This is a genomic window from Allorhizobium sp. DMC15, assembly GCF_056314065.1.
Genome location: NZ_JBQUZB010000001.1, coordinates 1176742 through 1192914, shown reverse-complemented (window position 1 = coordinate 1192914; position 16173 = coordinate 1176742). Strand labels below are relative to the sequence as shown.

17 protein-coding genes and 2 pseudogenes are annotated in these 16173 nt (G+C 63.4%); 11 read left to right on the top strand and 8 right to left on the bottom strand.

Annotated features, from left to right (window positions below):
- Positions 1 to 64: 64 nt before the first annotated feature.
- From ACT53S_RS05820 to ACT53S_RS05810, 3 genes and pseudogenes are all read left to right on the top strand, one after another.
- Positions 65 to 538, top strand: a pseudogene (locus tag ACT53S_RS05820) (cache domain-containing protein); the annotation flags it as partial.
- Positions 539 to 943: 405 nt separating this feature from the next.
- Positions 944 to 2254: pseudogene (locus ACT53S_RS05815) on the top strand (methyl-accepting chemotaxis protein); the annotation flags it as partial.
- A 139-nt stretch (positions 2255 to 2393) separates the two neighbouring features.
- A complete protein-coding gene (locus ACT53S_RS05810) occupies positions 2394 to 2615 on the top strand; it encodes a hypothetical protein (protein WP_476066250.1) in 222 nt (73 codons plus the stop codon).
- Positions 2616 to 2672: 57 nt separating this feature from the next.
- Here the strand turns inward: ACT53S_RS05810 and ACT53S_RS05805 are convergent, their stop codons facing one another.
- On the bottom strand, positions 2673 to 3863 hold the full coding sequence (locus ACT53S_RS05805; protein WP_476066249.1) for a TCR/Tet family MFS transporter: 1191 nt from the start codon (positions 3861 to 3863) through the stop codon (positions 2673 to 2675).
- Positions 3864 to 4322: 459 nt separating this feature from the next.
- On the opposite strand from ACT53S_RS05805, the gene ACT53S_RS05800 reads away from it, so the two are divergent.
- A complete protein-coding gene (locus ACT53S_RS05800) occupies positions 4323 to 4571 on the top strand; it encodes a DUF982 domain-containing protein (RefSeq protein WP_113379583.1) in 249 nt (82 codons plus the stop codon).
- 88 nt (positions 4572 to 4659) lie between these two features.
- On the opposite strand, the gene ACT53S_RS05795 is transcribed toward ACT53S_RS05800, so the two are convergent.
- From ACT53S_RS05795 to ACT53S_RS05775, 5 genes are all read right to left on the bottom strand, one after another.
- Entirely contained in the window at positions 4660 to 5097 is a 438-nt protein-coding gene (locus ACT53S_RS05795) for a YqaA family protein (RefSeq protein ID WP_476066649.1), read from the bottom strand.
- Between the two features lie 235 nt (positions 5098 to 5332).
- Positions 5333 to 5626 carry a hypothetical protein gene (locus ACT53S_RS05790; protein ID WP_186347775.1) on the bottom strand — a complete coding sequence of 98 codons (294 nt, stop codon included), beginning with the start codon at positions 5624 to 5626 and terminating at the stop codon, positions 5333 to 5335.
- Between the two features lie 256 nt (positions 5627 to 5882).
- The gene (locus tag ACT53S_RS05785) at positions 5883 to 6275 is read right to left on the bottom strand and encodes a hypothetical protein (RefSeq protein WP_476066248.1); all 393 of its coding nucleotides are present in this window, start codon (positions 6273 to 6275) and stop codon (positions 5883 to 5885) included.
- A 140-nt stretch (positions 6276 to 6415) separates the two neighbouring features.
- Positions 6416 to 8218, bottom strand: a complete 1803-nt coding sequence (locus tag ACT53S_RS05780; protein ID WP_476066247.1) for a hypothetical protein — start codon at positions 8216 to 8218, stop codon at positions 6416 to 6418.
- A 179-nt stretch (positions 8219 to 8397) separates the two neighbouring features.
- Complete coding sequence (locus ACT53S_RS05775) at positions 8398 to 8790, bottom strand: DUF2780 domain-containing protein (protein ID WP_113379548.1); 393 nt, start codon at positions 8788 to 8790, stop codon at positions 8398 to 8400.
- 408 nt (positions 8791 to 9198) lie between these two features.
- Between ACT53S_RS05775 and ACT53S_RS05770 the strand changes: the two genes are divergently transcribed.
- The 6 genes from ACT53S_RS05770 (at position 9199) to ACT53S_RS05745 (ending at position 13303) form a co-directional block, all read left to right on the top strand.
- A complete protein-coding gene (locus tag ACT53S_RS05770; protein WP_476066246.1) occupies positions 9199 to 10761 on the top strand; it encodes a helicase HerA-like C-terminal domain-containing protein in 1563 nt (520 codons plus the stop codon).
- A 200-nt stretch (positions 10762 to 10961) separates the two neighbouring features.
- On the top strand, positions 10962 to 11768 hold the full coding sequence (locus ACT53S_RS05765) for an EAL domain-containing protein (RefSeq protein WP_476066245.1): 807 nt from the start codon (positions 10962 to 10964) through the stop codon (positions 11766 to 11768).
- A 49-nt stretch (positions 11769 to 11817) separates the two neighbouring features.
- Entirely contained in the window at positions 11818 to 12138 is a 321-nt protein-coding gene (locus ACT53S_RS05760; RefSeq protein WP_142070120.1) for a YnfA family protein, read from the top strand.
- A gap of 60 nt (positions 12139 to 12198) precedes the next feature.
- Positions 12199 to 12447, top strand: a complete 249-nt coding sequence (locus tag ACT53S_RS05755; RefSeq protein ID WP_476066244.1) for a BrnT family toxin — start codon at positions 12199 to 12201, stop codon at positions 12445 to 12447.
- A complete protein-coding gene (locus tag ACT53S_RS05750; RefSeq protein WP_476066243.1) occupies positions 12444 to 12752 on the top strand; it encodes a BrnA antitoxin family protein in 309 nt (102 codons plus the stop codon). Before ACT53S_RS05755 ends, ACT53S_RS05750 begins: the two co-directional genes overlap by 4 nt.
- Before the next feature lie 62 nt (positions 12753 to 12814).
- Positions 12815 to 13303, top strand: coding sequence for a GNAT family N-acetyltransferase (locus ACT53S_RS05745; protein ID WP_476066242.1), 489 nt, complete (start codon positions 12815 to 12817; stop codon positions 13301 to 13303).
- Here the strand turns inward: ACT53S_RS05745 and ACT53S_RS05740 are convergent.
- A complete protein-coding gene (locus tag ACT53S_RS05740; RefSeq protein ID WP_476066241.1) occupies positions 13281 to 13916 on the bottom strand; it encodes a LysE family translocator in 636 nt (211 codons plus the stop codon). The genes ACT53S_RS05745 and ACT53S_RS05740 overlap by 23 nt on opposite strands.
- A gap of 123 nt (positions 13917 to 14039) precedes the next feature.
- Here ACT53S_RS05740 and ACT53S_RS05735 point away from each other — a divergent pair, with 123 nt between their 5' ends.
- On the top strand, positions 14040 to 14756 hold the full coding sequence (locus tag ACT53S_RS05735) for a helix-turn-helix transcriptional regulator (protein ID WP_476066240.1): 717 nt from the start codon (positions 14040 to 14042) through the stop codon (positions 14754 to 14756).
- A gap of 88 nt (positions 14757 to 14844) precedes the next feature.
- Here ACT53S_RS05735 and ACT53S_RS05730 read toward each other — a convergent pair whose 3' ends face one another.
- Positions 14845 to 15897, bottom strand: a complete 1053-nt coding sequence (locus ACT53S_RS05730; RefSeq protein ID WP_476066239.1) for a fatty acid desaturase — start codon at positions 15895 to 15897, stop codon at positions 14845 to 14847.
- Positions 15898 to 16173: the final 276 nt, after the last annotated feature.

The window sequence follows — 16173 nt, the reverse complement described above, 5'->3', positions numbered from 1 at the left end:
GGCGCTGGCCCAGGCTTCGCTGATCGAGGCGCCGCTTGATGCGGCCTTCGACGCAGCGCGCAACATGGCGCGCATGTTCGAGGTTTCGGCGGTCAATGACGGTGGCGGCACGCCTGCTGTCGGCCAGCAGCGGGCTCGCTTCAATGCCATCCTGCTCAACGTGCTCAAGGACAATCCCGGCTTCAACGGCACCTACAGTGCCTGGGAACCGGACGCGCTGGACGGCCAGGACCGGCTGTTTCGCGGCCGCAACGACATCGGCTCGGATGCGACCGGACGGTTCCTGCCCTATTGGACACGCAGCGCCGACGGGAAACTCGCGGTGCAGCCACTGGTCGAATATGACAGCAGAGAGCTTCATCCGAACGGGGTGATGAAGGGCGGCTGGTATATCGGCCCGCAAAGCGGCGGCGGCGAGAGCATCCTCGATCCCCTGCCCTATATCGTGCAGGGAAAGCCGGTCTATCTCGCCACCATGTCGGTGCCGATCATGGTCGAGGGAAGGTTCGTGGGCGTGGCCGGCGCCGATTTCGACCTGACCTTCGTGCAGAAGCTCGCGACCGATGTGAAGGCTTCCATCTATGGGGGCAAGGCAAGCGTCGACATTGTCAGCCACATGGGGCTTGTCGTCGCCTCCAGCGACCATCCGGAAGCAATCGGCAGCGGGTATGACAAGGTCAATACCGACGCGTCGACCCTGTTGTCGACGATCCAGGCCGGCCGCGCGGATGTCGCCGGAACGGCCGAGAGCTTCACGGCCCTCTCGCCGATCGTCATTGGTCGGACGAAGACGCCATGGTCCGTGGTCATCGAGGTGCCGCGTGCCGTCGCCATGGCAGAGGCCACGGCGCTCACCGCATCGCTTGCTGAGCGCAATACAGCCGATACGCAGTTCCAGGTCCTTGTCGGGCTGGTCATTGCCGCCGGCGGCATTGCCGGGATGTGGTTCGTTGCCCGCAGTATCGCGACCCCGATCCGGCAGATGACCGGCGCCATGGGGCGGCTGGCCGAGAACGACACGTCCATCGAGGTGCCGGGACTTGGCCGCATCGACGAAATCGGCGCCATGGCGGCGGCGGTGTCGGTGTTCCGTGAGAATGCCATAGAGAAGGCGGTCATGGAGCGGGAGGCCGAGGCCAATCGGACCATGAGCGAGCGCGAGAGATTGCAGCGCGAGGCCGACAAGGCCCGCGAGGCGGCGGAATCGCAATTCGTCGTCGATTCGCTTGCGACCGGTCTGCAGAAACTCGCCGACGGTGACGTCGCCTATCGGATCGAGACGCCCTTTGCCGCCCATCTCGACCGGCTGCGGCTCGATTTCAACAATTCCCTGACCAAGCTGCACCAGGCCCTGCAGGCCGTAATGGACAACGCCCGCGGCATCGACAACGGCGCCAACGAGATCCGCGCCGCAGCCGATGATCTGTCCAAACGCACCGAGCAACAGGCCGCCTCCGTCGAGGAGACCGCAGCAGCGCTGGAAGAGATCACCACGACCATGCGGGATTCGACCCGCCGCGCCGAAGAGGCGGGCCATCTGGTGGCGCAGACCAAAGCCGGCGCGGAGAAGGCCGGACAGGTGGTGCGCAACGCCGTCGATGCGATGCAGCAGATCGAAAAGTCTTCCGGCGAGATCTCCAACATCATCGGCGTGATCGACGAGATTGCCTTCCAGACGAACCTGCTGGCGCTGAATGCCGGTGTCGAAGCCGCCCGTGCCGGTGAAGCCGGCAAGGGTTTTGCCGTCGTCGCCCAGGAGGTGCGCGAACTTGCCCAGCGTTCGGCAAACGCTGCCAAGGAGATCAAGGCTCTGATCATCACCTCGGGAGAGCAGGTGCGCACGGGTGTGACCCTGGTCGGGGAGACGGGCCGGTCGCTTCAAGTCATGGTCGGCGAGGTGCAGCAGATCAATGCCCATGTGAGCGCCATTGTCGAAGCGGCGCGCGAACAGTCGGTCGGCATCCAGGAAATCAACACCGCCGTCAACACGATCGACCAGAGCACGCAGCAGAACGCGGCCATGGTCGAGCAGACGACGGCGGCCAGCCACAGCCTCGCCGGCGAAGCCGATGCCTTGAATGCGCTGATCGCGCAGTTCAATCTCGGTCAAAGGGGGGCCGCGCAATCGCCGGTACGGCTGGTCAGCCCGTCGGCCCGCCCCGCTGCCTCGCCTGCTTCCTCTCCGGCAAAGGCGCTGGGGCAGAAGGTGGCCAATGCCTTCGGTGCCGTCGCGCATTCCTGGAAGGAGTTTTGAGCGGGACAGCGTATCGAGCACATCATGATTGAAGGGGGCGCCGGACAGACGCCCCCTTGTCTCTTCCCGTCAAAGCGTGGCAGAGACCGTCTTCATTTCTGCGACCCGGCCCGTCCGGCATCACATCCGGAGAGACCCGATGATCAAGATCATGGTCCTGTTGCATGCGGCCCAGGGCACCGACTGGCAGACGCCGCCCAAGGGCACCAGCCTGAAGACGCTCTTCGAGGCCGAAGCACAGGGCTTCGTCCAGGTCCGCGGCGAATTCCAGAAACGGCAGATGCGCCTGACGAAGCTCGGCATCGACACGGTGGAACGCGACCGGCGCCGGCTTGCGGCACGGCGGCAGACGGGGGAGTGAGGGCGAGGCCCCTCCAACGCCGGAAGTCGACGCGGGAGCGGACCAAAATCCGTCAACTCAGCTTTCAGCCTGTGGCTTTTCGAACCGCAGGCGTAAGACCAGAACAGCCCCGATGCCGTGAAGCACGGCGACGGCGAGCCAGATTGCGCCTGGCCAGATTGATCTCGCGGACAGATACAGGTTCGAAAAACCGAGCGGAGCAAGGACCGAAGCGAGACTGACTGTCGACTGCAGGAGACCCTGGAACTTGCCTTGGTCGGCATCGCGCACCTGACGGGTTGCTAGCGATTGCAGCGCCGGCACGCCTATGCCCCCGAGCGCCAGGACGGGCATGGCGGCAAAGACCATCCAGCCCTGCCAGGCGATGGCGAAGATCGTGAGGGCGGCGCAGGCGCAGGCGATGCCAACGAGAATTGCCGTGCGTTCGCCAAGGCGCTTCGTCGCGGGACCCGGCAGAAACGCCTGAGCGAGCGTCTGGCAGGTGCCATAGGCGCCGAGCGAAAGACCGATCCACAGACCGTTCCACTGGAAGACGTCGTTGCCCCACAGCGCCCAGCAGGTGCCGTACGCTTCGCCGAGACCACTGAATAAAAAGAAGATCAGCACCAACGGCAGGACGCCCTTCATCGTGAAGAGCCAACGAAAGGGGCGGAGCGGGTTGAGGGCGCCAAGATCGATTGCCTGGTGACCCACCGTGCGGGTCTCCGGCAGGACAAAGAGACAAAGCAGTAGGTTGGCGCCCGTCAGAACGGCTGCGGCCAGAAAGGGCAGCCTGACCCAGAGATCGCCAAGCACTCCGCCGAGCACCGGTCCGATGATGAATCCGATGCCGAACATGGCGTTCATGAGGCCGAATCGACGGGCGCGCTCGTCTTCGGCGGAGAGATCGGAGATGTAGGCGGCGGCCACGGCGGTGTTGGCGCCAGTGATGCCCGCCAGAGCCCGGCCGAGCAGCAGCAGCAAAAGGCTGGGTGCGAAGGCCAGGACGAGATAGTTGAGCATAGCGCCGGCGAGCGAGATCAGCAGCACCGGACGGCGGCCGCGGCTGTCGCTGAGGGCGCCGAGCACGGGCGCAAAGAGGAATTGCATGGCCGCATAAAGCGCCATCATGAGCCCGATGTAGGGCGTTCCATCGCCTGCATGGGTCACGTCCTTCAGCAACGAAGGCAGGATAGGGAAAATAAGTCCGATGCCCATGGCATCAAGGACGACAGTCATCAGAATGAGACTCATGGGTCTTCTGGTCATAGCGCTGGCTCCGGACGTCGGCCGGCGACGCGCACAGGCGCGGTCGGAACGACGTTTCATGCCCGAGATGTCTCGGGGGAAAGGTTTCAGGGAGTCGCTGATCGGACCACGGATCGTGGTTCGATGTGTGCTTGACCGCATGGACGTCTATTCGTCCACCTGCTTACTCACGCCATGATCGGATCACTGGCGGATCAAGGTAAGCGGTCGCTTTTCGCGATGACGAATATCTAGATTGCGCGAAGGAGTTTCGTCAAGTGCTGGCAAGGCGCGCATATTCTCCTGCGGATGGCGGCTTCGGAGGAGTGGCAGGGCGGGCCGCAAGGCCGTATAGAAGGGCCGAAGCCGGCGCAGGTGCTGTCCTTGGCCAGAGTTGGTCTCGCCTCACGCCTGCCCGTCCGTCACCCGATGCGGGTGCCAATACCCCGCCGCCTGCCGGCACCGACAAGAGAGACGATGATGCGCACCACCTGGAGCAAACCCGTGATCCTGCACGCCATCGGCGAAGAGGGCGAGGATGTCGTGGTCGAGAACTCGCTGGGCGCGTCCTGGGCGCTGATCGAGGACTGGCCGGAAGAGGATGGCGAGGCGCTGGACAAGGCGCTTCTGGTGCTGGCCGCCGTCGCGCAGGGCAAGGCCAAGGAAGAGGACGGCCGCAAGGCGCTGATCTCGGCGGCCATCGAGGCAGGCGTGAAGTATACGGCCTGAGGCAAAAGCTTGCACGACGGCGCGAAACGAGCGCTGTCCGTCAAGCCGCACCCGAGCGCAGCGGTCCTTCACGCGCGATCTCGCAATCTCACATCAGCCCGAGCGTCAGGGCGGCCAGCACGGCATAGCGGCCGAATTTTGCGAGCGTAACCAGGATCACGAAGGGCAGGAACGGAACACGCAGGACGCCGGCGGCGAGCGTGATCGGATCGCCGATCACCGGCATCCAGGACAGAAGCAGCGACCAGAGGCCGAAGCGGCGATACCAGCCGGAGGCGCTGTCGAGCGCGCGCGGCGACACGGGAAACCAGGGCCTGTCGCGAAAACGCTCGACGAAGCGGCCGAGCAGCCAGTTGACTACGGAGCCCAGCACATTGCCTGCGGTCGCGACGAGGAGAAGGGCCGCGAGCGGATGGCGCCCGGTCATCAAGAGGCCGACCAGCAGCGCTTCCGACTGGGCGGGCAGAAGCGTGGCGGCGAGAAAAGCGGCGGAGAAGAGGCCGAGATAGCTGGCGAGATCGGTCAACACCGGCGCTGTCTATCGCGCGCGGCGGCCGGTGGCAATCGGAAGCCTTTCCGCCGTCGGCCTGACAGCGTTTTGGCTGCGGATTGATCCCGTCTCAGGGGTCAACTTTGCGGTTGGCCCGGCCCCTCTTCGGTCCGCGTTCTCCAAGGCGAAAAAGCCGCCATGCTCGGGAGGGGGCGAGAGCATGGCGGCTTTCATGGCCGACCCTTGAGGGGCGGTCGAAGGTTCACCGTCTTCAGACGACCCGCCGGGCCGCCTGTTCGACGCGCGACTGTGCGTCCCGTTCGCCGTCGCCATAGCCCTGATCGGCGTCCTCGTCGGGCGCATGATCGCGAACGGCATGGGGCGTCGGCGTGGTGATCGCACCATGGTTCGGATCGTTCACATCCTGGCCCATGCTGCCGTTTTCATCGGGCATGCGCTCCCGCGCACTTTCGACACGACGGCGGTTGCGCTCCATATTGGCGGCCTCGATGAGGTCGGTGAGTTCAGTTTCCGATAGAGCGGAGAGGTCGAAGGGGCTGGCCATGGGGTACTCCTCGGTTGGAAAGGCGGCCTTGAAAGCGGCCGCCCGGTCGATCGGATAATGCGCGACAGACCAAAAGGTGCCGTTCCATTCGGGCAGAGCCCGTCCAGACGGACCCGATATCAGCCCCCGCTTGGGCTCTCGCCATGCTCGAAGGGGACGTCACCCTTTCGGGGCAGAAATCGGCATAGGCTATCCGCCCGCATGGCTGCCGTTGGGCCACCCCGACGCTCGCCGCAAGGCCGGACTTTTGGCTGGATCAGCGTTCGGGATTGTCGGCATTCGCCATGGGCGACGGGCGGCCGTCTTCCCCGTCCTCACCCAGACGCTGGTCGAGGTCTTCCATGTCGGAATCCACCAGATAGGTGTCGGTGCCGCCGAGGCGGTTTGCCTCGCGAACGGCATCGAGGTTGGTGTTGTCGACCTGCGGGTCCAGCCCGTCCTCGACGCGTTCGGGACCCTCCCCCAAGACCGAAAGGTTCTCGTCGGCGCTTTTCTGGCCGATCAGATCGGCGTTGCTGTCAGGGCGGGTCTCGCGCGCCTCGCGATACCCCTCCTCGCCGAAATCGGCTTCCCGGCCGCCCTGCCCTGTAGGTAGATCCAGTAGCTTTCGCACGCCGCTCTCGCGGCGGTTCATATCGTTGTCGCTCATCGTTCTGGCTCCGTTCTTTTGCTAAGTCCGAGGGATGAACGAGGCGGAAGCCGGCTTCGTTCCCCGCGGTTATGCAAGGAGCCGGGCGGAGCGCTGGGCCGGGTGTGTCGAGCGGCAGGGAAGTGTTTGCGTGCGACGGCTCAGTCGTCGCGACGGATCATGCCGGAGATGGCGGCAGCGGCAATGGCGGTGACGACCCAGCCGAGAACGACGAACATCTTTTGGGCGTAGAACATCCAATAGCCCCATCCACCGCGCGCAGGCGACGGCGCCCAGGCATCGGTCTGGCCAAGATCGAGGACGGGGACGACGACGTCGAGGGCGTAAGCGAAGGCGTAGAAGGTTTCGTAGTCCTTGCCGGGGGCGTGGGTGTCAGACCACAAGTGCGCCGGTGTCATGTCCTCCACTATCATCCGCTTCGCGTCGTCAGAGAGGGATGTGTAGATCTCGGGCAGATCTGCCAGGGCTTTCCACTCGGAAGATGTCAGGACGATCGCAGAGTTGGGTGCAAAGTCGCCGGCATTCCAGGTAAAGCAGGCAATGACCATCATGGCTACGACCAAGCCGCAGAGCCACCAAAGGGAAAACCAGGGTTTGTAGCCATAGCCGGCGATGTATCGGATGAGGATATCCCAGAGCCAGTTCCAGCCGATCCTGAGCCAACGCCCCACATTAAAACTTACCCAGGGCCTAGCAACATTCCACGACCAGGACAATGCGGTTTTCACCGAGAATGGATCATTGCGTTCAGCCTTGCGTCTGGCTTTGCGGATTGACGCCCGTACGGCCTTCCGCTGTTCCCTTTCCTTCTCGATCAGGATTTCGCGGGCCTCATGCCGATGGCCAGTTTCGCGGTAAAACTTGGCGAGTTGCTGGTAGGGTTGGGGGTGGAATTTGCCGTTCCTTGCGGCGCCTTTGCGCAGCCAGATTTTGCGAAAAGAGAGGCCGAGGGGGTCTACAAGATTGTCGTAGGTAACCCCTACAAGGATTAGATCAGATACCAATGTCCAGCTTGCTTCGTCATCCGCGAGATTTTCGAGGTGGGCAGCAGCAAGCGTAACTATGCCAACCACGTCCTGCACATCACGCCACAGAAGGCTTCCCTTGATGATCATGCGTTCACCATTTAGCGCCTTGCCACCGCCGCCGTTCAGGTTGGCAAACTTAGAGACGAATTGATTACCGATTTCGGCACCGGAAAAGGACAACTCGCCTTTAGTTTTTACTCGTTCAAGGAACACACCGCCTCCAATCTTGGCACCTTGAGCATCGAGAGCCTTACCGCCCTCCCCATTTAAGTCAGCTCCTTTACACGTCAGCTGACCGCCAATTTCAGCACCGGAAAGCGACACCTCACCTAGGCTCTTCAGCCCTCGGAGAAATACTCCGTCGCTGATCGAGGCGCGCTGCGCTACAAGTGCGCGCTTCCCGTTGCCATTTAAAATAGCTCCCATACAGGAGAGCTGCCCGCCAATCTGTGCGCCGCCAAACGAGACTTCACCACTACTTCTAAGGCCGCGCAGCATCACATCGCCCTTAATTGTGGCTCCCTCAGCATCAAGAGCAGGCACAGAACAATCGTCGAGTCGCAAGAATTCAAGACGTGCCTGCCTCGCCATGATTGCAGAACCAAAACCACATCGGACAAAATTGATTGATCCCTTTGCCTTCGCAAAACGAAGGTCAAGCTCACCATCGATCCACGCGCCGCGTAACACCACGCCCCTCCCATGCAGCTCGTAGCTGCGACAGCCGCCAAGGATCAGATAGCGCAGCAGCCCGGCACGAATGGAACGCTCTGGGCTTGGACCTTCCGGCAAGTCGCCGTTGCCGAGTTCGGTAACTCCACCAATCCTGCAATTGTCGACAAGCAACTGCTCTATGGCAGTGAGCTTATCTTCTTCAGCCAACTTCTCGATGTCGGCAATCGATAGGATCAGCATCTGTGCACCCCTCTGACACAATACTGAAACAATGAGGCAAAACGCACAAAGCGCAACCATACCGAGCCCCCTCACCGGACCTTTTGTGGGCAATTACTTTTCGCTTCGCGCAGGGATTGCACACGAAAAAGCCGCCGGGTTGCCCCGACGGCTTTGTGATTTCAAACCTGCTGCTCGTCTCAGACGAACTGGCTCAGGCCCGGAACCGAGGCGACAACCTCGTCCACCACGTCGGCGCCGGCATATTCGCGGGCGACCGCCATGGTTTCCTTGGCGAGCGTGGAGATTTCGCCCATGCCGAGGCCTTGCGACATCAGCTGCTGGCCCAGCCCCATGATGCCGCCGCCGCCGATGGCGCTCATCAGGCCGCCGAGCAGGCCGCCGCCGCCCGAGCCTTCGCCATTGTGCTTGGCGACGAGTTCGGCGGCACCCGGGATGGCTTCGATCATCTTGGCGACCGGGCCGTCTGCGGCTTCGCGCTGCAGGAAGCCGAGCATCATGCCAAGCGCCGTTTCAGCTTTTTCCGGGGAAATGCCGACATTGTCGGCGATGCGGGTGACGAGTTCGCTCATGGGTATCCTCCTGCAGGAAATTTGACGTTAACGTCAACGTAATAGAAGTTTCTGCCGAACTCAAGCGGCCTCCGATCAGCCTATGAAAAATGCCGGGGATCGGCCGTTCCCGCAGCATCCGAAAGCGACCGCTCGGCGATCGGATCGGGACCTCGACCCGCGCGGCGACCGCCCTCCCCCGTCTCGCCCGATCGGCGTCGCCGGATCCGAAGCGACCGCTCGGACGCACTGCGCCGCATCAGACCGGGTCGAGGCTCACCGGCCTTCCGGCCGCGTCTTCTGCCCCTGTGACCGCCCCTGCCCATGCGCGCCGATGTTTCGCAATGCGACATCCGACCGTTGTCGATGTTCCACACTCCTCTTATAAGAGCAAGCTGAAGTCTCGGCGACGATGGGAGAAACGTCCGCATGCTGCAAGAAGGTTCGCTCTATCTCGGCACCAGCCGCAATCCGGACGACAGCCTGAACAAGGCGGAATATCTGGCGCTGAAATACGGCAACCGCCATGGCATCGTGACCGGGGCGACCGGCACCGGCAAGACGGTGACGCTGCAGGTGCTGGCCGAAAGTTTCTCCGAGGCGGGGGTTCCGGTCTTTGCTGCGGATATCAAGGGCGATCTCTCCGGCATTGCCGCCATGGGCGAGCCGAAGGACTGGATCACCCAGCGCGCCGAACAGATCGGCTTCAAGGACTACGCGCCGGCGGAATTCCCCGTCATCTTCTGGGATATCTACGGCGAGAAGGGCCACCGGGTGCGCACCACGGTCGCCGAGATGGGGCCGCTCCTGCTCTCGCGGCTGATGAATGCCTCGGAAGCGCAGGAAGGCGCGCTCAACATTGCCTTCAAGATTGCCGATGAAGGCGGGTTTCCGCTGATGGATCTGAAGGATCTGCAGGCGCTGCTCACCTATATGGCCGAGCATGCAACCGAGCTGTCCAGCCAGTTCGGCCTGATCTCGAAGGCCTCGATTGCCACGCTGCAGCGGGGTCTGCTGATCCTCGAGCAGCAGGGTGCGCAAAATTTCTTCGGCGAGCCGGCGCTCAAGGTGACCGACATCATGCGCACGACCCATGACGGGCGTGGCGCGATCTCGATCCTGGCTGCCGACAAGCTGATGATGAACCCGCGTCTTTACGCGACCTTCCTGCTTTGGCTCTTGTCCGAGCTGTTCGAGGAGCTGCCGGAAGTGGGCGATCTCGACAAGCCGAAGCTCGTCTTCTTCTTCGACGAGGCGCATCTCCTGTTCAATGATGCACCGAAGGTGCTGATCGAGCGGGTCGAGCAGGTGGTGCGGCTCATCCGCTCCAAGGGGGTCGGCGTCTATTTCGTCACGCAGAACCCGCTCGATGTGCCGGAGACCGTGCTCGCCCAGCTCGGCAACCGGGTGCAGCATGCGCTGCGCGCCTATACGCCCAGGGAGCAGAAGGCGGTGAAGACGGCGGCCGACACTTTCCGCCCGAACCCGGCCTTCGATTGCGCCACCGCGATCACCCAGCTCGGCATCGGCGAGGCGCTGGTTTCGACGCTGGAGGCCAAGGGCATCCCTTCCATGGTCGAACGCACGCTGATCCGCCCGCCATCGGGCCGGGTCGGGCCGCTCAGTGACGCCGAACGGCAGAAGGTGATGAGTCTGAGCCCCGTAGCCGGACAGTATGACATGGATCTCGATTCGGAATCGGCCTACGAGATCCTGACCGCCCGCGCGCAGAAGGCAGCGGAGGCGGAAGCGGCGAAGCGCGCGGCGGAAGACAAGGCCGCCGGAGGCGATAGCGCCGCCGGCCGCTGGACGCTGCCCGGCTTTGGTGATGCGCCGCAGGAGGAAAGTGATGGCGGGCGTGCGACCAAGCGCAGCTCCGGCTATCAGCGTGAAACGGTGATCGAGGCGGCGATGAAGAGCGCGGCGCGCTCGGTGGCAACCTCCGTGGGTCGGGCGCTGGTGCGGGGGATCCTGGGCAGTCTCCGGCGCTGAGGGTGTCCTTAAAACGGCTTCATGGCAGCTGTGCCAGGGCGATGCAGGTCAATTTTCAGGACCAAAAAGTGAAAGATGAAAGCTTATCCTCATGTTTTGTGTTTTGTTCATCTCCGAGCAACCCTTCTTCGCGTAAAGTTCGGGGATGAATTCGCGCGGGCCTGGTCTTCTTCCGGGCCCGGTGCGGCGTGAGGTGGGGCGTGGACAGCAGTCTGGATCAACTCGTTCTGGTGAACAACGCGAAGCGGGCGCTGGATCGCGGCCACTTCGAATTGATCTATCAACCGGTCTACTCCGTGGACCACCGCGAGGTGGACAGCCTGGAAACCTTGCTGCGCTGGCGCACACGGCCGAACATGCTGGCCGCCGCGCAGGAATTCCGCGCCATCTTCCGCGATCCGGCCCTGTCGCTGTCGATCCGGGATTTCGTTTTGGAAAAGACCCTGTCGCAGGCTGCGCAATGGCGGGCGCAGGGCCATGATTTCGGCCGCATCGCCGTCAACACCACGGCCTTCGACCTTTGCTCCGGCGATTTTGCGCTGTGGCTGTCGGAGATGATGGACGCTCACCACTTGACGCCGGATATGCTGGAAATCGAAGTGCCGGAGACCGCCTTCTACGGGCCGCAGGCCAAGAAGGTGGGATTGGCGCTGGAGGGCCTGCATTACTGCGGCTTCTCGCTGGCACTCGACAATTTCGGCGCCACCCATGCCGGGCTTGCGGCGCTCAGGCATCATCCCTTCCGGCGCCTGAAGATCGATCACGCGCTGATGCGCAGCGCACTGGTCAACCCGGTCGACAAGGCGATCGTCAAGCATGTGATTTCGCTCGGCCACGATCTCGGCCTGATCGTCACGGCCGCCGGCGTCGAGAACGAGGCGCAGATGGAAACCGCCGTGCAGCTCGGCTTCGACAGCGTGCAGGGCTTCTTCGTCTGCTTCCCCAAGGAGGCGGAGATGGTGCCGCGGGTCTGCCAGATCCTCAATCTGCAGGGCCGTTCGGCCTGAGGGCTGACGTGGGCTTTCACCTGAACCGCCGGCGTGGCAAGATCGGGCGATGACCTTGCTGATCTATCCGCTCGCAGCCCTTGCCGAAATTTCCGGCTGTTTTGCATTCTGGGCCTGGTTGAAGCTCGACCGCTCACCCCTCTGGCTGGCACCTGGACTGTTATCTCTCGCTGTGTTTGCCTGGCTGCTGACGCTCGTCCCGTCGGAGGCGGCGGGGCGTGCCTATGCCGCCTATGGCGGGGTCTATATCGCCGCCTCGCTTCTCTGGCTGTGGCTGGTCGAGGGGCAGCGGCCCGACAGGTTCGACCTTGTCGGCGCGGCGATCTGCCTTGTCGGGGCGGCGGTCATCCTGTTGCCGCAGCGGGGGTGAGCGGATTTCCCCTCAATCGTCAGGATACTGGCTTGCGGAATTTCCGTATATACATAAACTATGATCATCGTCTGGGATGAACCGAAGCGGCTTGCCAATATCGAGAAGCATGGTCTGGACTTTGCCGACCTGTCGCTCGACTTCTTCGACCGCGCGCTGATCCGTCCAGCAAAACGGGGACGACTGCAGGCGATCGGACGGCTGGAGAACGGCGTTATTGCCGTCATCTTCGTTCATCTCGGCACGCAGGGCCTGTCGATCATCTCGATGCGGACGGCTCATGCCAAAGAAAGGACGTGGTTCCGATGACCGTGCAAAAGCCGAAGACCGATGGTTTCGTCGAAGGACGCGGTTATACCCGCGCGGACTGGGACGAGGTGAGCGACAACCCTGAAATGACCGAGGCGGAACTCAGGGAATTGCGCCCATTCCGCGAAGTGTTCCCGGATCTCGCGGCCTCGATCGACCGCAAGCTCGGGCGCCCCAAGGCGGACAATCCGAAGAAGGCGATCAGCCTGAGGCTCGATGCGGAGGTGATCGAGCGGTTCAAGGCGACCGGCGACGGCTGGCAATCGCGGATGAACGAGGCGCTGCGCAAGGCTGTGGGGCTCTGAGCGCGTCGCCCCTCCGCTCCCCTCCCCCTCCCCCTCCCCCTTTCACTAACATCGTCAGACCCATGCAGAACGATCTCCTCATCACACGGGAACCGCCACGCCAGGAAGGCGTGATCCGGTTGCTGGAAAAGTCGAACGCCTATGCGGCCTCGCTCTATCCAGCGGACAGCAACCATATGCTGCCGCTCGACGAACTGGAGCAGGACAGCGTCTCCTTTTTCATCGCGAGGGTCGGCGACGCGGTGCTCGGTTGCGCGGCGCTCGTCGGCCATCCCGACGGGACGGGCGAGATCAAGCGGATGTTCGTCGATGAGACGGCCCGGGGCCTGAAGCTCGGCAAGCAGTTGCTGGCATGCCTTGAGGAAGAGGCCCTGCGGCGGAAGATCACCACCGTCAGGCTGGAGACGGGCATCTACCAGCCGGAGGCGATCGGGCTTTATCGCAAGGCGGGTTACGTCGAGATCCCGCCCTTCGGCGACTACACGGCCGATCCGCTCAGCCTGTTCATGGAAAAGCGCCTAGACGCCATCACCAGCCCTGCCAGCTCCTGACCAGCATATAGGCGGCGACCGCGACCAGCAGCCAGCCGGCGGCGCGGCCGATGGCGATGGTGAGGGCGGGGTTTGAAATCAGGGCTTCGCGGCCACGGGCGGCGGCGAGGGCAAGGCCGCCGTAGACGATCAACTGGATGGCCATGGTGAGCGCGCCCATGACAAGCGCCTGGCGCCAGAACGGGCCGAAGGCCGGCTTCATGAATTGCGGATAGACGGCGAGGATGAAGGTCCAGGCCTTGGGGTTGAGCAGGCAGGTGAGCAGGCCCTGTCCGAAGATCTTGATCGTGGCGCGCCGCGTTCCGCCTTCGACATGGTCAACCGTGATGCTGCTGCGGGCGAGCGTGAAGCCAATCCAGATCATATAGGCTGCGCCGAGGATGAGCATCACGGGCGTGAACGTCGGGATCAGCGTGCTCAAGGCGGCCACCGCGACCGTGCCGAAGACCGTGTGGCAGGCGCCGCCGGCCATCATGCCCGATGTGGCGGCCAAGCCCGCCCGCCTTCCGCCGGTCAGCGCATTGGCGAGCACGAAGAGCATGTCCATGCCGGGCACGACGATGATGCCGGTGAGAAGCAAGGTGAAGAGCCAGAGATTTTCGGTATAGGTCATGTCAGTTGCCTGTCGTGTGTGGTGAGCCATCAATCGCGTTTCGCGCCGGTTTTTCAGCGTGTTGGGCCGTGCTATAGAGGAGGCCAACTGACAAAGGTGTGTCAGGAGTGACGAGGTGACCGCATGCGAAAGGCCTCCCGGCTGTTCGAGATCATCCAGATCCTGAGGCTCTCAAGCCACCCGATAACAGCACTGCAGATGGCCGAGCGACTGGAGGTCAGCGAGCGGTCGATCTACCGGGACATCGGAGCCCTGCAGGCGATGCGAGTGCCGATCGAGGGCGAGCGCGGCATCGGCTATATCCTGCGCCCCGGCTTCCACCTGCCACCGCTGATGTTTTCCGCCGAGGAGACCGAAGCGATCGTGCTCGGCATGGCGCTCAACAAACGCACCGGCGACCGGGAGCTTGGCGCGGCATCGACGCGGGTGCTCGACAAGATCGCGGCGGCGCTTCCCGCGCCGCTCCGCCAGGCTCTATCGTCGCGGGCGCTGCATGCGTGGGGAAGCGCGATCCCCACGGCAGACGCCGTCGATCTCGGTCTGGTGCGCCGGGCGATCCGCGACGAGGAGAAACTCGCGATCGACTATCGCGACGAGCAGGCCAAGGTGACCCAAAGAACCATCCGGCCGATTGCGCTCATCTATTATTCGGAGGCGGCCGTGATGGTCGGCTGGTGCGAACTGCGCCAGGCGATCCGCAATTTCCGCATCGACCGGACGCTCACCTGCGCGCCGACGGGACAGGGGTTTCGTGGCGAGGGCGATGCGCTCAGGCGGCAATGGATTGCGGGATGGCAGGTGAATGGGGCCGCGGCCGTCACACCTACGGGCCTGACCTGAAATGGCAGAGAATGGCCCGCTGCACCGGCGAGTGCAGCGGGCCCATTTCTGTCAGTCATTTTGCAGGGCGGAAGGATCCGGACCTGGATCAGGCGACGACCGTCAGCCGATTTGCCTCCCGGAAGGACACGAGACGCCCGAGCTTTTCGTCCCAGAGGACGAGTTTCACGCAGGCGAGGCTTTCCTTCAGCGTGATGCGGCTGATGGTCTTTAGCTCCGGATGGTCGCGCAGGACCTCCGGCAGACGATAGAAGGGGATCTTGCTCGACAGGTGATGCACATGGTGCACGCCGATATGGCCGGTCAGCCAGCGCAGGCCCCAGGGCAGGTCGTAATGGGATGCGCCGTGCAGGGCGGCGTGCTGGAACTGCCATTCCGGCGGGGCCGACCAGTGGGTGTCCTCGAACTGGTGCTGGACATAGAAGAGCCAGATGCCGGCGGCACCGGCCAAGAGCACGATCGGCAGATGCACGACGAGGAAGGGCCAGAGGCCGACGGCCCAGATCATCAAGGCGGCGAAGAGCGCCATGCCGAGATTGGTCGCCATGGTCGAGACCCAGGGCAGAGCGCCGTCCTTCATCATGCCGATCGGCAGGCGCTGCTTCAGGAGGAAGACCCAGGCGGGGCCGACGCCGAACAGGATGATCGGGTGGCGATAGAGGCGATAGCCAAGCCGGCCCCAAGCGGACAGCGCCTTGTATTCGGCAACCGTCAGCGTGGTGATGTCGCCGACGCCGCGTTCATCGAGATTGCCGGCGGTGGCGTGGTGTTCGGCATGGGCGCGGCGCCAGTAGTCGTAAGGGGTGAAGGTCAACACACCCAGAATGCGGCCGGTCCAGTCGTCGACGCTGCGGCGGGCGAAGAAGGCGCCGTGGCCGCAATCGTGCTGGATGATGAAGAGGCGCAGCAGGAAAGCCGCCGCCGGCACGACAAGCACGAGACCCGGCCAGAAGGCGAAATGATAGCTCACGAGCGCGCCGACCCAGAGCAGCACGAAGGGCACGATGGTCACGGCAAGTTCGAACGTGCTGCGCGCGAGGCGCGGCTTTCGATAGGCATTGACGATCTTCAGCCAGGTCTTGGCGTCGGGTGTTTCGTCGACGACGGAGACGTCATTGCGGTAGTCGATGGCGGCGCTCATGGGCGGGCCTCCGTCGGCTCTCTGTGAACGGGCAGGACGGAGAAACGGTTTGACGCGTCCGGCATCGCGGCGCGCGGCATGGGGCTTCCGAAGGAGAGGCCCGCAGCAATGGTCATGGTCGGCTGGCTTTCGTGACGGGAGAAATCGGCCCGTCCATGCATGAACGGGTGCGCCCTCCTAGCAGGTCGCTGCAGCCTTGTCGCCATGGAACTCCAAACCATGTTTGGCTGCGGCATTTGGTCGACCTGGGATCACCCAGGTCGCCGGGAAAATACC

Coding starts and splice junctions, on each gene's coding strand:
- ACT53S_RS05770 (WP_476066246.1), top strand. CDS start 9,199: ATGCTGCAAGAAGGTTCGCTCTATCTCGGCACCAGCCGCAATCCGGAC.
- ACT53S_RS05730 (WP_476066239.1), bottom strand. CDS start 15,897: ATGAGCGCCGCCATCGACTACCGCAATGACGTCTCCGTCGTCGACGAA.
- ACT53S_RS05750 (WP_476066243.1), top strand. CDS start 12,444: ATGACCGTGCAAAAGCCGAAGACCGATGGTTTCGTCGAAGGACGCGGT.
- ACT53S_RS05775 (WP_113379548.1), bottom strand. CDS start 8,790: ATGAGCGAACTCGTCACCCGCATCGCCGACAATGTCGGCATTTCCCCG.
- ACT53S_RS05740 (WP_476066241.1), bottom strand. CDS start 13,916: ATGACCTATACCGAAAATCTCTGGCTCTTCACCTTGCTTCTCACCGGC.
- ACT53S_RS05810 (WP_476066250.1), top strand. CDS start 2,394: ATGATCAAGATCATGGTCCTGTTGCATGCGGCCCAGGGCACCGACTGG.
- ACT53S_RS05780 (WP_476066247.1), bottom strand. CDS start 8,218: ATGCTGATCCTATCGATTGCCGACATCGAGAAGTTGGCTGAAGAAGAT.
- ACT53S_RS05735 (WP_476066240.1), top strand. CDS start 14,040: ATGCGAAAGGCCTCCCGGCTGTTCGAGATCATCCAGATCCTGAGGCTC.
- ACT53S_RS05800 (WP_113379583.1), top strand. CDS start 4,323: ATGCGCACCACCTGGAGCAAACCCGTGATCCTGCACGCCATCGGCGAA.
- ACT53S_RS05755 (WP_476066244.1), top strand. CDS start 12,199: ATGATCATCGTCTGGGATGAACCGAAGCGGCTTGCCAATATCGAGAAG.
- ACT53S_RS05745 (WP_476066242.1), top strand. CDS start 12,815: ATGCAGAACGATCTCCTCATCACACGGGAACCGCCACGCCAGGAAGGC.
- ACT53S_RS05760 (WP_142070120.1), top strand. CDS start 11,818: ATGACCTTGCTGATCTATCCGCTCGCAGCCCTTGCCGAAATTTCCGGC.
- ACT53S_RS05785 (WP_476066248.1), bottom strand. CDS start 6,275: ATGAGCGACAACGATATGAACCGCCGCGAGAGCGGCGTGCGAAAGCTA.
- ACT53S_RS05805 (WP_476066249.1), bottom strand. CDS start 3,863: ATGACCAGAAGACCCATGAGTCTCATTCTGATGACTGTCGTCCTTGAT.
- ACT53S_RS05790 (WP_186347775.1), bottom strand. CDS start 5,626: ATGGCCAGCCCCTTCGACCTCTCCGCTCTATCGGAAACTGAACTCACC.